This window comes from Xenorhabdus sp. SGI240 (assembly GCF_040081915.1).
GTDB lineage: Bacteria > Pseudomonadota > Gammaproteobacteria > Enterobacterales > Enterobacteriaceae > Xenorhabdus > Xenorhabdus bakwenae.
This window is the reverse complement of record NZ_JBEBMB010000007.1, coordinates 51,370-65,790: the sequence shown is the minus strand read 5'-3', so window position 1 is coordinate 65,790 and position 14,421 is coordinate 51,370. Positions and strand designations below refer to the sequence as shown.

The window sequence follows — 14,421 nt, the reverse complement described above, 5'->3', positions numbered from 1 at the left end:
CCTTATAAAAAAATCCTACTGATGATCTTTACGGGGTTACTTTTTCTTTCATCTGCAAGGCCCACAGCCGGGCGTAAAGCCCGTCTAAGGCGAGCAATTGCTCGTGGCTGCCCTGCTCAACGATTTGCCCCTGATCGAGTACTAAAATCCGATCAGCATGGCGCAAGGTATTTAGGCGATGAGCAACACTGATCACAGTGCGGCCTTGAGCAATGTGCTGCAAGTTAGCTATCACCGCTGCTTCCGATTCATAATCCAAGGCACTTGTGGCCTCATCCAGCAGCAGAATGCCTGGATTCGTTAGCAAGGCCCGGGCCAGAGCGATACGCTGACGCTGTCCACCAGACAAGAGCACGCCCTTCTCACCAACCTGCGTGTTGTATCCCTGTGGCAAGCTGCGAATAAACTCGTCTGCCCCAGCCAACGTTGCTACCTGAATCACTTCAGCCTCACTGGCTTGCGGTCGACATTGACGGATGTTTTCTGCGACCGATCCTGAAAACAGCAAACTCTCTTGTGGTACGACACTCATGTTGCGACGCAGCTCCACCGGATCCGCAATCGCTAAGTCGATGCCATCCACTAATACTTGTCCGTGCTGGGGAATATAAAGGCGCTGTAACAACCGCGTCAGGGTGGATTTACCCGAACCTGATGGCCCTGTAATACCAACAAATTCACCGGGACTCATTTCGATATTGAGGTTACGCAATACTTCCTGACCTTCCTCGCTGTAGCGAAAGCGTACACCTCTGAAACTCACCCCTCCTTGTAATCTGGGGATTGAAGCCAGACCTCCGCTACCGTTTTCTCCCTCTTCATCGAGGATGTCACCGAGCCGGTTCAATGAGATTAAAGTGTGTTGAAAGTCCTGCCAGACCTGAGCTAAGCGCAGGATCGGTTGGGTAACGTGCTCCGACAGCATATTAAAGGCCACCAGCTCCCCCAGACTGAGTTTTCCCTCCATCACCATAATAGCTCCCCACCACAGTAGCAGGGCGGAGGTCAGTTTCTGGATCAGCCCTATCCCCTGTCCGGCGAGGAGTCCTACTACTTTGGCGCGAAATGAGGCACGGACAAACGCAGATAGCTGGCGCTCCCAACGGCGCGAGAAACCCGCCTCAGTAGCGCTGGTCTTAATCGTTTCAATGCCGGTCACTGATTCGATCAGGAAAGCCGTGTTGTCAGCCCTTAACTCATATTCCCGCAATACCCTGGTACGCAGCACAGGTCCAACAACCATCCAGAACAGGAAATAGAGCACCAGAGAGCCGAGCACCAGCCATGTTAGCTCAGGGGCATAGAAGAACATCACCGCCACAAACAAGCCGACAAAGGCCAAATCCAGTACCATTGTCAGTGCCGAACCGGTAAGAAACTGTTGTATCTGGCTCATTTCGCGCACTCTGGCGATGATTTCTCCCGTTTGACGCTGCCGGAAATAATCCAATGGCAGGGTGATTAAATGCTGATAGAGACGACTGGAAAGCTCAGAATTGACTTTACTGGCAAGATTAGCGAACAGCCAGGAGCGGAGAAAACGATAAACAGGCTCGCACACGGCCAGGATAAGCATGGCAAATCCCAGCACCTGTAAGCTTGACAGGCTGCGACTGACCAGAACCCTATCGATCACATTCTCGAACAACATAGGGGTGACTAAGGCAATCAACTGTAGCATCAAAGACACGAGGAGCACGTTTCTAAACTGGGCGGCATGTTTACGAATGGAAGGTATAAACCAGCTAAAGCCGAATTTCTGTCGTTTCGGTTGCTCGACTGCCTCCGCCAGTAACACAACCCTGCCTTGCCAATGGTCAGCAAGAATAGTCCGGGGATAATGTTTCTCTTTACTCAAGTCTGGCTGATACAAGACAACAAACTCACCTTCAACCCTTTCCAGTACTAACCAACCCTGTTCTGTATCCAATAAGACAGGCAGGGGAAGGTGTTCGAGACGGCTCATATCTGTGGTGATATAGCGAGCCCTCAATCCGATCCACTGGGCACAACGGCAAAGGTCTTGGTAGTCTGTGTTCCCCTGGGTACGGGCGAGACGGTGACTCAATAACTTCGGCTCCACTGCCACATTGAAATGGCGGGCGGCGTAGGCCAGAGCCAAAAGACCACTATCTACGACTGTGGACTCGTCTCCGCTAAATGACCCTAATCGGGTAGATTCGATAGCTGGCATTATCGTTCCTTCAAGGCTTCGGACTGGTACTGTTGCAGCGGACTGATCAGGTAGTCGATTACCCGTCTATCCCCGGTACGGATTTCGGCGGTAACACTCATACCTGCTTGTAATGGGACTTCACGCTCATCCACTGCAACAGAGGTTCGTTCCATTCGAACCCGTGCCGGGAATACCAGCCCCAGTTGCTCATCCTTAACTGCATCCTTAGAGACATGAGCCACCTTGCCCCGTACGGTGCCATAACGGGTATAAGGGAAAGCATCGACCTTAATTTCCACCGGCTGACCTGCGTGCACAAATCCCACATCCTTGTTCAACACCATCACTTCGGCTTCAAACAGGGTATCATCAGGTACGATCACCATCAGTTGTTGGGCCGATTGCACGACGCCCCCCAGCGTGTGGATCGCCAATTGCTGCACCACCCCATCAACCGGTGCCCGCAGGGTATACAAGCGCAACCTTTCACGCGTTTTAATTAACTGCTGTGCCATAACAGCGATTGCGGCCTGTGCTTCATTCAACTGGTCATAATATTCACGGTTGATCTTCGCCAGATAGCGCTCTCGGCTTTCCTGCAATCCCTGATATTGCTCTTCAAGGACAGCCAATTCGGCATGTTGTTGAGAAAGAGAACGTTCTACCTCCAGCCTTTCTTTCTCTTGCCCCAGTAGCTCAACTTTTGATAGCAGCTTTTTGGCAGCCAGGAGCCGGTGCGCTTCAAGACGTACCTTGATATTGGCTGCAAGATGCTCCAACGCGGAGATGTCGGCACGACGGGCGGACTGGTTCGCCTGGTTAACCTTCATTTCGCCAGCCAGACCGTTTAGATTGGCAATCACTTCTTTCCAGATACTCGCCAGATGCTCCCTCGCTTGCATGGCCTGGGCTGGCGGGATATTTTGCGGAACGACAAAATTTTCGATAGGGGCATCGGTCAGCAGGGCCTGTAACCTCGTCTGCTCCAACTGTTTGACGTTAATCTGCTCCTGCAACTCCTTCAATTCAGCTTCAACGCCCAGGGTGTTGAGTTTAATAAGTACATCTCCCGCTTTTACTTTCTGGCCGTCACGAACCAATATCTCGGCAATTTCGCCAGCCTCAACAGGCTGAATCACCTTCGAATTGCTGGATACAAGTAATTTCCCCACAGCATTAGCATGGATATCCAGACGACCAACCATTGACCAGATCAAAGCGATTAGCAGTAACAGAGTCAGTGCCCCCGCCGTCAGCCTTGCCCAAGGTGCCGGAGGGCGTTCGACGATCTCCAGATAGCCAGGCTGAAACTCGTACTCGTCACGGGTACGCTTCGGTGCCTCGGGTGCACAACGTTCTTGACGCCAGGCCAAAAATACGGTTTTCAGATGCTTGAACGACATCACACCACCTCCTTGCGTAATGCCTGTTGCAACTGCCACAGTCTGGCGTAGCAACCTCCCTTAGCCAGCAGCTGGTGATGGCTGCCCGATTCAGTGATCCGGCCCTGTTCTAACGTGATTATGCGGTCACAATCACGCACTGTAGACAAGCGGTGAGCAATGGTGATAACGGTGCGTCCCCGGGAAATCTCAGCCATATTGGCCTGGATTAAGGCTTGAGACTCATCATCAAGGGCGCTTGTCGCCTCGTCAAAAATCAGGATACTGGGGTTAGCCATCAATGCCCGAGCGATAGCAATGCGTTGGCGCTGCCCCCCGGACAGAGAGCTACCCGCTTCAGCCAGCACGGTGTCATAACCCAGAGGCAACTGAAGGACAAAATCATGAGCACCCGCTAATTTGGCAGCGGCTATCACTTCCTCCAACGAAGCGGTGGGATCCTTGAGTGCAATGTTATGGCGCACACTGCGCTTGAACAGGTAATTCTCCTGCAACACAACCCCGATCTGGCTACGCAGGCAGGTGGGATTGAGTTGATGTAGAGGAATGCCATCGAGCAAGATCTCTCCTCCGTCTGGCGCATAAAGTCTTTGTAGCAGGCGGGCCAGGGTACTTTTTCCTGAGCCGGAAGGACCGACTATTCCCAAAGACTCGCCAGCCCTGATATGCAGAGTTATCCCTTTCAGTACAGGCTCTTGGTCGGGTTGGTAACGGAACACCAGATTACGCAGCTGTAAATCACCGTTGAGCGGCTTCCGGGGATAAATATCTCCCTGTACCTGCTCAACAGGCAGGTTGAGCATGTCGCCAAGTTTGTCAACAGCGACTCTGGTCAGGACAAACTGCTGCCACAGGTCGATCAACTTAGCGATAGGTTGGCTGATGTGTGACACCATCATATTGAACGCGATTAGCTGACCAATGGTGAGTTCCAGAGCAATAACCATATTCGCCCCTAACCAGATAATCCCGACACTCGTTACCTTCTGTAGCAACATCACTCCGTGGCTGACGAAGCTATTAAGAACCTGAGTACGAAAACTGGCTTCAACCATATTTGCGGTCTGGGATTCCCAACGCCGCTGCATATTGGGTTCCACCGCCAGACTTTTGATGGTTTCGACACCGCTAACGGATTCGTTCAAAAAGGAGGTATTGCAGGCCGCAGTCTGGAACTGCTGTTCAATCCGCTGTTGCAGCGGTTTTGAACTCAGCCAGGCCAACAAGAAATAGAGTGGTAATAACGCTAACACTACGCAAGTCAGAGGCAATGACAGCCAGGCCATTACCCCGAAGAAGACAAAGGTGAATGCAACATCCACACATAAGGTCAGCATAGAGCCAGTCAAAAAGTCACGAATACTGTCAAGCTCTTGCACCCGAGTGATGATAGAGCCTACCTGACGGTGCTTAAAGTAGAGCAGAGGCAGACCCAGCAAATGCCGGAAGAGTTTAACGCCCAAGGCAATATCGATGCGGTTAGCGGTATGAGCGAACAAGTATTCACGTAATCCTCGGAGTATCACCTCGAACACCCCTGCCACGATTAGCACTATCACCAGCACATCCAGGGTGGACAATGCCCTGTGTACCAACACTTTGTCCATCACGACCTGGAAAAGCAAAGGTGCAACAAGAGCAAGTAGTTGCAGCATCAGGGAGAAAATCAGCACCTCACCGAGGAGGTGGCGGTGATGAATAAAGGCAGGAATAAACCAGGAAACATCGAACCTGTGGCACCCCTCCCGCAGCTGGATCACTTCGCAACTCCACCTGGCTTCAAGCTCATCAATAGGAAGTACTTCAGGTGAAGCGGAATAAGGAGACTGGATCAGAGCCTGATCAGGAGAGAGGCGTACTAATACAACAAATCCTCCCTGCTTGTCTCGAAAGGCCAAAGGTAACTGTTTTGGTGTCAGCTTATGGAATTTTAAACGGCATAATGCCATATCAACATTATGTATTTTACCGTATTCTTTGACTGCAAATTTCAGCTTGCTATCAGAGGATAAAGAAGGCGTTTCTTGAGCTTCACCTTTAATCAACTGCAACAATAATCGACAACAGTCAAGGGCAGAAGACAACGGATCGGTAGATATATTGTCCTTATCAATCGTAGCACCCATCATGTGATTCCATTCTCATGTTATTGGAAAAATAAACATATTCGTAAGAGGGTTAATCTAAATTCATTAACGATATCTCTATGGCTGTGAAAAAAAATTTCGCATAGTCAAGATAACCAAGAAATATGATAACCCCAGGTAATACTTATCAATACTATAATCATTATCAATTTCAATCCAGAAAAATAATTTCCTTTTAAATCAATGAATTAATTTAAAATGGTCATGTTTGTTATTGGCTTGTTTCCTATTTTTTCCTGTTTTGTATCTAAATATGGTGCAATAAATAAACCTCGAAGAGAGACTATTTATTGGCAGGAACATCCATGAAAAATATAAGTCAGCAATAATCATCATGTCCTGCTACAGGAAACTATATAACATCTCCTTGTACCAGATAGGTTGGATATATGGCGATGATTAAACAACGATTGAATGCCCTTCTTCATTACATTGATGAACATATCGATACACATATAGATGGAGAAAGTTTGAGTAACATTGCAGCTTGTTCTAAATATCACTTTCACAGATTGTTTTCTGCAACTTATGGTATCGGTGCTGCTGCATATATCAGGCAAATTCGATTGAAAAGAGCGAGTTATAAGTTGGCGTATAACGATGATTCAGTAATAGATATTGCTCTTGCATGTGGATATGAAAGTCCGGAGGCATTCTCCAGGGCGTTCAAAAGTTCAGTTGGTCAAAGTCCTATTGAGTTCAGAAAAAAACCTGATTGGTCTGTCTGGCACAGACACTACCAAATCATAAATAATATTAGGACTAAAATGATGAATGAGAAATTATCTCCTGTTGAAGTAAAAATCGTCAATTTTCCAGAAACCACCGTGGCAGTTATGGAACATAAAGGTTCATCATCAAATATTGGCAATACAATTAGGGCGTTCAAAGCGTGGAGAATAACGAATAAGTTATCCCCAGAGCGTCACCGAACTTTTAATTTTGTTTATGCAGATCCCGCAAACATTGACCCGCAAGAATATCAGTTTGATTTGTGTGTAGAAGTTTCACCAAAGTTTGCGGTTAAGAATGCAAGAATTGCATTAAAAACAATCCCATCAGGAAAATGTGCTTATATTAGATACACAGGCTCAGATGAGGGAATCACCTCCATAGTCAATCATTTGTATACAAATTGGTTATCGGAACACAATCAGGAAGTTCGGGATTTCCCGCTCTTTTTTGAACGCGTAAAGTTGTTCCCAGCTGTGACTGAAGCCGAAGCCGTCACTGATATTTACCTGCCTCTGGCATAAGACACCTTGCAAGTTATTGCTACATTAGCCTGTCGTATATTGGCTTAATGATAGCTCCAGTCTCTTAATCAGACATCTTCGATTAAGAGACTGGCTACTCTATTTTAATTCAAAAAAACAGTTTAAAAAACGAACTAACATTTCCCTGGTGTGGGCGAGTAACATTTTAATTCAAAATAATGAAAATAATTTGTCCACATAGAAGGAGAAGAGTCTCTCTAATCTAACGTCCAGACAAAGTATAAATTTTATCTTATGTTTTGATGATGAAATTAATACACCAGACAAATATCAAAATCAACACATAAAAACACAAATGTTGATTTTAATGGTGAATACGTGTGTCATTATTTAAGGATGAATAAACAAAAAAACAAATAAATAAAATTAACCCATTGATATTGTTAAATATTATTCAAATCAGAATATATCTGTTCTTAACAGCAAGGAAAAAATCAAGAATATTATTTACCTTATGTATAGCATGGTTATTAAGCGCTAAGTTGTATAAATATTCATATGATACATCTATGTGATAAGGCCGTTTTCTCCATATCCGAACCTTTCTTCCATTATGTCTCCAATGATTATCCAATTATCCAAACTCTCTCTATTCGATTCTTTGATATGAAACTGTTGCAGTTTTGGATCGAAACATAGCTTTGGATTGTTACTCGTGTAATTACCTCTCCTGATTATTAATAAATCTCCTGAATTATGTTTGCCTGATAAATCATCCTCAAGTAAAACGGCAACAATATTAGGCCCTGTACCAAAATAATAAGTCAGTTGCCGTCCAACCATCAGGGAGCCTATCTTACTGACCAAAAATTCAGAAGTAATACATTCAGATTGCATAAATAACGGAACAGCACAGGGATTCATATTCCCTTCATAAGAAATGGTTCCATCCAAACGCTCTTTTTCTGCGATATCAGTTGATTCTATTTCACTATATGATATGCCAAAGAAATTGGAGATTTTTTGTATTGTGGAAGAGTGAACGTTTTGAACCCTATCTTCTAAGATGTTATAGATAGTCGTACGATTAAGATTTGTTTGCTCACAGAGCGATACTCTTGTTTCCCCTCTGGAATCGAGTAAATATTGCAAGTTTTTTCTCAGGTGTTCCATTTTTTTCTTCTTATACATACTCACGCCCGGAAATTTATAACTATATAATTTATATTATTTTTTAGACTAAACTCTTTTTGTAAGCGCAGGAAAGGGTGAAAACCACTCTTGCTATTGAACAGTAAAAGTGATAACAGTTTTTTCTTGGGTAGAATCATTTAATATATACCCGATAAACTTCAAGCTGCAATCCGCAAGACGGCGCAAGGCCTTATATTTCCCCGCTGCGCGGGGAAATATAACACGCATCTTGAAGTTGGATTAGTATAGAAAATATTAATCGGGTAAGTTATCTTTTTGGAAAGATGAGCAAAAATAGATAATAAATAGCACCAAAGCAGACAAAAACAGATGAAACATGACTTGCAGCGATATTTTAAATTTCAACTTAACAATTACCGTGGAAAATTAACCTTGATGAATATGGAATCAATACAAGTAGAAATATATAAATACAAACGTCCTTATTGACAATGAATAAACTAACAATTATTTGAGATAGAGATGAGTTTATCCTATAAAAATAATGAACCCTATTTCAAGGGGCTAATTGCCATGATGGAACATCTCAGCGATCCTTGGGGTATTAAGGATTTGGATTCCAGACATATCTATATGAATAAAGCGGCTTATCTTTACACCAACACACCAGAATACTTTGATATTGAAGGTAAGTTAGACTGTGAATTTCCAACTGATTGGTCTGACGACCAATTTTCACAAGATCTCAAAGAGCATGACCGGAGAACCGAGGAAGCAAAAGATAGAGTTTCCATTATCGAAACACATTATTGGTACGGGAAAAACAGTTTGGCTCCTTTCATCAGTGAAAAATTTCCCGTATATAACGATGAAAAAGAATGTATCGGGATAGTCTGGAATGCTAAACCATTAAGTAGCTTCTCTCCCTTAAAATACATTAATCGCCACAAACCCAGCACACTCACTACAGAAGCAACCACAAACCTGTTTACTCGTGGTGAGCTGGATATTATCTTCTTCATGCTGCAAAGACGCTCAAATAAGGAAATTGCCCAAATATACAACGTTAGCCACAAAACGATAGAAAATAGAGTTTATAACATCTATCAAAAAGCGAACGTTCATTCACTCCAGCAATTTGAGGAGTTTTGCAGACACTTACAATTAGATAGCTATATACCAGAACGTCTAATTGAAAAAGGCGTTCTATTTCTCTAAAGAAGTCAAAAATGATGGGAGTATTAAAAATTGAGCACTGCCCACTAAAGCGAGTACCACAAACACAACGTGTATCACTGTTAAGCGTGGCTATTGTGCATATGGGCATGTTGACAGCATTAGATCAATTTATGCTTGGAGCTGTACTCGGTGACTCTATGGCTTTGATCGATGCCTTTATTGCTATTTTCATCGGCAGCCTGATCTTTGGCATTGTCACGTTTGGACTCGGTTTTGCGGGAATGCGCGAAGGCTTATCCGGCAGCCTGTTAGCCCGGTGGTGTGGTTTTGGCCGCATAGGATCTGTATTAATTGGCCTCGTAGTTGCAATCAGCTTATTAGGCTGGTTTGGTATCCAAAACGCCATTTTCGCCCATTCCCTTAATTTTGCCTCCGGCGATAGACTCGGGTTTGCTTGGTCAGCAGCTTTCTCCGGCACTTTGTTGACAACACTGGTCGCCTTTGGCTTTAAGGCATTACGTTTTACCGCCAGGATCGCTGTTCCTCTGTTTATTTTGCTGGTTGCTTATATCTCCACTACCGTACTGTCAGGTAATACGGGTCAACAGCTACATGAAATTATCAAATTACCTCATTCTGGTGATGCCTTAACCATCAGTGCAGGTATCACGATCGTCGTAGGTGGTGCAATTGTTGCAAGTTTGATGACGCCTGATCTGACTCGCTACACCAAATCAGGCAAGCATGTTTTGGGGATCACCTTGCTGACCATTATTGCAGGAGAATTTGTGATTAATGGCCTGGCGATCCTTATCGCAAAGGCCCTGAATACGTCAGATGTTGTCACTATTATGTCGCAAGTGGCAGGCGGCGCAGGTCTTTTGGTTGTCGTTTTCTCCACGTTGAGGGTCAACGACTTGAATCTGTATTCTTCATCATTAGGCATTATCAGCGCCGCAGAGGGTATTACTGGCAAAAAACTCCGTTATCCTCCAACGACCGTCGTTATTGGCATACTTGGAACACTACTTTCTATTCTGGGTATCCTGGAACGATTTGTGGATTTCCTGACTGTGTTGGGCGTTGTTTTCCCGCCCATTATTGGGATCATGTTGGTTGATTACTATATTCTGCGTTCCCATCGCAAGATATTAGATAAGAGCCGAGAACAAGGCGCACTTCCGCCTGAAACACCAACCATCGGCTGGGCTGCCATTATTGCCAGTGTTATCGGCAGCGTGGTTGGTCTGGAGGCAGAATGGGGTGTTCCAGCAATTAATTCACTATTGCTGGCAAGTTTAGCCTATGGGTTATTCAAATCAGTTTGTAAGCGCGTTTAGCATAATGCATCTATGATATTGCTCCCCAAATGGGGAGCAATATCTAACGGCCAGCATGTTTCTCTGCATATTCTTTGCCATTAACCCATTGATGATCTTTTTCCCAGGTAAATAACCACTTACGTGTCGGGCCAGCCATAACATTTAAGTAATAACTGTCATAACCCGCGATGGTCGCCACGGGATGATACCCTTTGGGCACCATCACCACATCCTTGTTATAAACCGCCATTGTTTCATCCAACGAGCCGTCATCAGTATAGACTCGCTGGACACAAAAACCCTGTGGTGGATTCAGGCGATGGTAGTATGTTTCTTCCAGATAAGTTTCCTGCGGCTCGTTGTCAGTATCGTGCTTGTGGCTAGGGTAAGAACTGGTGCATCCTTCATCGGTATAGACTTCAACAACCAGTAGACTCTCCGCCGGTTGATCATCTGGCAGGATATTATGAACATAGCGTCGATTATGACCATTGCCACGCTGTTCAGCCCCAATATCTTGTGGGGCGATTAAACGGGTGGGATAACTGCCTTTTCCTTTCGCCTGACATACCGCCAGTTCAAGTCGAGTCTCGGCAACGATTTCCATCGTTTCATGAGGTGCGACATAGACGGCATAAGGCTTTTTGCGCTCAAATGGTCCCATGCGCTCCCCTATTTTTTCAAACCGTTGCTGAGGCGTCACTACCGTGGCTTTTCCTGCCACCAGCACCAAACACGTTTCATTTTCCGAAGCGGGTAAGGTGATAGTTTCCCCTACATTCAGTTCATAAACAGCAAAATGAACATATCCCCAATTTGCTGTTTCCGGCGTAATATGTTGCGTCCGTTTACTCTGATTTGGTGCGTGGTATTTTGACAGTAGTTGAGACATTTAACCTCCCCCAATCTCCGCGTTTAAATGAATCCCGCTTCTTTGGCAAATTTATGCAAATTGCGATATCCCAGCGTGGCATAAGTCAGTGGATGGGCAACAGCGGGATCTTGTTCTGCTTCAACCACCAGCCAACCGTGATAGTTATTCGCTTTCAAGATCGCAAAAATAGCGGGATAATCGATGCTGCCATCTCCTGGTACGGTAAAAACACCACTTAATACCGCATCAAGAAAACTGGTTTTCCGGTTTTTGACATCTTTTAACACGTCTGGACGAATGTCTTTGCAATGCACATGATTAATACGTGAGCACCAACGTCTTGCCACAGCTAACGGATCATCCCCCGCAAAGGTCAAATGCCCGGTATCCAATAACAATCCCACTTCTTCACCCGTATTTTCCATCAGGCTATCGATGTCTTCTGCACTTTCAATCACCGTTCCCATGTGATGATGATACGCAACCTGTACGCCTTGTGACTGAGTATAACGGGCAAATTCTGTTAGTTTTTCACCATATTCCTGCCAACGCTCTGCCGGAAACAGTGGTCGGAGATGCACTGGCTTATCCTGATTACCATGAACGCAATAGCTCACTTCGGCAAACACCATCACAGTAGCCCCCAATTCCCGCAACAGAGTCAAATGCGGCTGAACTGCGCCAATCTCTTCTTCAACACTACGTGTTAGTAGTTCACCGGAATACCAGCCAGACACGAGTTTTAAATCATGAGCGGCCAGAATGGGACCTAAAATCTGTGCCTGGCGAGGGAATTTATTGCCCAGCTCAAAACCGGCAAACCCTGCCTGTCGCCCTTCTGTCAGGCAAGTTTCCAACGGTGTTTCTGCCCCCAGAGACGGCAAGTCATCATTAGTCCAGGTCAAGGGGTTGATGCCAAGTTGAACAGCCATGAGGCTCCTCCTGTAAGATGAAAAAAGGGATGTTCTTTAGCTTTGTTATTCCGCTATCCACGCTGACGCCAGTTGTTAATCAGGTTGTGATAGTTAGTTTTTATTTTCTGGATAAGCGTTTCATCATCTATTTCTCCCGCCAGCCATTGTAGTGACGGCTGCCCGAACAGCGTTCTGCCAACGGCAAAACCTTTGACGATAGATTTACCCGCCGCTGCATTGAAACTGGCCTTTAAGATTGTTTCCGGTGCATCAAGGCCAAGGATCACAACCCCACGGCAATAAGGATCATACTGTTCAACTAATGCAGCGATTTGGTCCCAGGTTGCAGATTGCATCGGTGGTAATTTCCACCAGTCCGGTTTAATACCAAGATTGTAAAAACGCTGGAGTGCTCGCAGATAAAGCCCATCAGAATGGGGCATATCGACTGGCAAGATAACTTCCAGCAACCATTCATGACCAGACTGACAACAGGCGGCATAAACTTCGTGTATCGTTTTTTCCTGTTCCAGACGCAATGGGTGACTATCTTCTGGATGAAAGAACACTAAACATTTCACAATATGTTCCTGCGGCCAGCTAACCAGCTGGGAACCAATATTACCGTGTTCGAGGCAAAGTGGTCGGGAGCCGGGCAGTTCAATCGGACGACCAATCCATAACCCTTTCCCTGTTGCAGCATTCAGTACATCTTGACCGAAACTGCTGTCACATAATATCCCTGCTTTTCCTGCCAAGTGGGCTTCTGTGCTGGCTTCCTGGCTGGCACGGAACAGTTGTTTTTTCAGTTGCGGAATGCGATCGAGACTGGCATTCACCTGGCGTGCCATTTCAACAAACTGGATACGATGGTCAAATGCCATGATACATAATTCATCCCATTGTTTATGACGATGACTAACCCGATGCAGGTGACTGAGATGTGGATCTAGATCTGGACATCGTACTTCCGTTGCTCGCATTAAAGTTGCTCGCATTAAATAGTTATCCAACTCCATTTTATCTGGCATGGCGGGCGCACATCCATGACGGGAAACAACCAAAGCGCCACAAGCATTGGCATAAGTGCAAGCCTGTTCCCAACTTTCGTTATTAAGATAGCCACGCAATAAACCGGACATAAAGGCATCCCCAGCCCCCAAAACGTTCAAAACCTCTACCTTGACGCCCCGGACAGTGACCCCCTTGTCTAAGGTATCAGGAATATTGGCAGTGAAGACCGAACACCCTAATGCTCCCCGCTTACAAACCAATGTTGCAGCCGTCAGTGTCCGTATTCGACACAAAGCTTCGACAGTATCCGTAGAGCCACCAGCAATATGAAATTCTTCTTCGGTTCCCACAATTAAGTCAAATAAGGGGAGCACTTCCTGCAATTGTGCTGTCACTTGCTTTGAGGCGATATAGCGAGTTTCACCGTCGCCCAATGAAGTCAGTCCCCACAATACCGGACGATAATCGATATCCATAACCGTCTTGACACCATTGCGGCGGGCGTAAGTCAGTGCAGTCAAAACAGCATCACGCGTTTGTGGATGAGAAAGGTGAGTTCCGGTGATCGCCAGACAACGGGCAGATGCAATATAGTCTTCACTGAAATCATCTCGGGTGATCGCCATATCAGCACAATTATCACGGTAAAAGATCAGCGGAAACGTATCGTTATCTTTAATGCCGAGTAAAACCAAAGCCGTCAGCCGCTCTTTATCGGTGATCAAATGGCTGGTATCACAACCCACCCGCTCCAATTCTTCACGTAAAAAGCGCCCCATGTGTTCATCACCCACCCTTGCCAGCATTGAAGATTTTAATCCCTGACGCGCTGTTCCATAGGCAACATTCCCGGAAGAACCCCCTAAGTATTTTGCAAAGCTTGCCATGTCTTCCAGACGGGAACCCATTTGTTGACCGTACAGATCAACCGCAATACGTCCCATGCAAATCACATCCAACTTTCTATGCTGTTCCATTGATTCACCTCTTACCGGATACGCTATTTTGCTGAACGCGTTA

Annotated in this window: 10 protein-coding genes; 3 read left to right on the top strand and 7 right to left on the bottom strand. The window is 45.7% G+C overall.

Annotated elements, in window-relative coordinates:
• Positions 1–28: 28 nt before the first annotated feature.
• The 3 genes from ABLA76_RS03140 to ABLA76_RS03130 are packed head-to-tail and all read right to left on the bottom strand — an operon-like array spanning position 29 to position 5,708.
• Positions 29–2,194 (bottom strand): type I secretion system permease/ATPase, encoded by a 2,166-nt coding sequence (locus ABLA76_RS03140; RefSeq protein WP_348986823.1) that lies wholly within the window; start codon positions 2,192–2,194, stop codon positions 29–31.
• Entirely contained in the window at positions 2,194–3,579 is a 1,386-nt protein-coding gene (locus ABLA76_RS03135; RefSeq protein ID WP_348986822.1) for an HlyD family type I secretion periplasmic adaptor subunit, read from the bottom strand. The genes ABLA76_RS03140 and ABLA76_RS03135 overlap by 1 nt, the downstream gene beginning before the upstream one ends.
• Positions 3,579–5,708 carry a type I secretion system permease/ATPase gene (locus ABLA76_RS03130; protein WP_348986821.1) on the bottom strand — a complete coding sequence of 710 codons (2,130 nt, stop codon included), beginning with the start codon at positions 5,706–5,708 and terminating at the stop codon, positions 3,579–3,581. Before ABLA76_RS03130 ends, ABLA76_RS03135 begins: the two co-directional genes overlap by 1 nt.
• A 407-nt stretch (positions 5,709–6,115) precedes the next feature.
• Between ABLA76_RS03130 and ABLA76_RS03125 the strand changes: the two genes are divergently transcribed.
• Entirely contained in the window at positions 6,116–6,982 is an 867-nt protein-coding gene (locus ABLA76_RS03125) for a GyrI-like domain-containing protein (RefSeq protein WP_348986820.1), read from the top strand.
• Positions 6,983–7,510: 528 nt separating this feature from the next.
• Here ABLA76_RS03125 and ABLA76_RS03120 read toward each other — a convergent pair.
• Positions 7,511–8,134: a helix-turn-helix transcriptional regulator gene (locus tag ABLA76_RS03120; protein ID WP_348986819.1), complete on the bottom strand. Its 624-nt coding sequence runs from the start codon at positions 8,132–8,134 to the stop codon at positions 7,511–7,513.
• Positions 8,135–8,620: 486 nt separating this feature from the next.
• Between ABLA76_RS03120 and ABLA76_RS03115 the strand changes: the two genes are divergently transcribed.
• Both ABLA76_RS03115 and ABLA76_RS03110 read left to right on the top strand, forming a co-directional pair.
• The gene (locus ABLA76_RS03115; RefSeq protein WP_047768144.1) at positions 8,621–9,316 is read left to right on the top strand and encodes a PAS and helix-turn-helix domain-containing protein; all 696 of its coding nucleotides are present in this window, start codon (positions 8,621–8,623) and stop codon (positions 9,314–9,316) included.
• 14 nt (positions 9,317–9,330) lie between these two features.
• The gene (locus ABLA76_RS03110) at positions 9,331–10,617 is read left to right on the top strand and encodes a cytosine permease (RefSeq protein ID WP_348986850.1); all 1,287 of its coding nucleotides are present in this window, start codon (positions 9,331–9,333) and stop codon (positions 10,615–10,617) included.
• A gap of 43 nt (positions 10,618–10,660) precedes the next feature.
• Here the strand turns inward: ABLA76_RS03110 and iolB are convergent, their stop codons facing one another.
• Genes iolB through iolC form a run of 3 tightly spaced genes read right to left on the bottom strand, consistent with a single transcriptional unit; the run spans position 10,661 to position 14,378 of the window.
• Complete coding sequence (iolB, locus tag ABLA76_RS03105; RefSeq protein ID WP_348986818.1) at positions 10,661–11,491, bottom strand: 5-deoxy-glucuronate isomerase; 831 nt, start codon at positions 11,489–11,491, stop codon at positions 10,661–10,663.
• Between the two features lie 23 nt (positions 11,492–11,514).
• On the bottom strand, positions 11,515–12,405 hold the full coding sequence (gene iolE / locus ABLA76_RS03100) for a myo-inosose-2 dehydratase (RefSeq protein WP_348986817.1): 891 nt from the start codon (positions 12,403–12,405) through the stop codon (positions 11,515–11,517).
• A 53-nt stretch (positions 12,406–12,458) separates the two neighbouring features.
• Positions 12,459–14,378, bottom strand: a complete 1,920-nt coding sequence (gene iolC, locus ABLA76_RS03095) for a 5-dehydro-2-deoxygluconokinase (protein ID WP_348986816.1) — start codon at positions 14,376–14,378, stop codon at positions 12,459–12,461.
• Between the last annotated feature and the right edge of the window lie 43 nt (positions 14,379–14,421).

Coding starts and splice junctions, on each gene's coding strand:
- ABLA76_RS03125 (WP_348986820.1), top strand. CDS start 6,116: ATGGCGATGATTAAACAACGATTGAATGCCCTTCTTCATTACATTGAT.
- ABLA76_RS03135 (WP_348986822.1), bottom strand. CDS start 3,579: ATGTCGTTCAAGCATCTGAAAACCGTATTTTTGGCCTGGCGTCAAGAA.
- ABLA76_RS03110 (WP_348986850.1), top strand. CDS start 9,331: ATGGGAGTATTAAAAATTGAGCACTGCCCACTAAAGCGAGTACCACAA.
- ABLA76_RS03120 (WP_348986819.1), bottom strand. CDS start 8,134: ATGTATAAGAAGAAAAAAATGGAACACCTGAGAAAAAACTTGCAATAT.
- ABLA76_RS03130 (WP_348986821.1), bottom strand. CDS start 5,708: ATGATGGGTGCTACGATTGATAAGGACAATATATCTACCGATCCGTTG.
- ABLA76_RS03140 (WP_348986823.1), bottom strand. CDS start 2,194: ATGCCAGCTATCGAATCTACCCGATTAGGGTCATTTAGCGGAGACGAG.
- ABLA76_RS03115 (WP_047768144.1), top strand. CDS start 8,621: ATGAGTTTATCCTATAAAAATAATGAACCCTATTTCAAGGGGCTAATT.
- iolC (WP_348986816.1), bottom strand. CDS start 14,378: ATGGAACAGCATAGAAAGTTGGATGTGATTTGCATGGGACGTATTGCG.
- iolB (WP_348986818.1), bottom strand. CDS start 11,491: ATGTCTCAACTACTGTCAAAATACCACGCACCAAATCAGAGTAAACGG.
- iolE (WP_348986817.1), bottom strand. CDS start 12,405: ATGGCTGTTCAACTTGGCATCAACCCCTTGACCTGGACTAATGATGAC.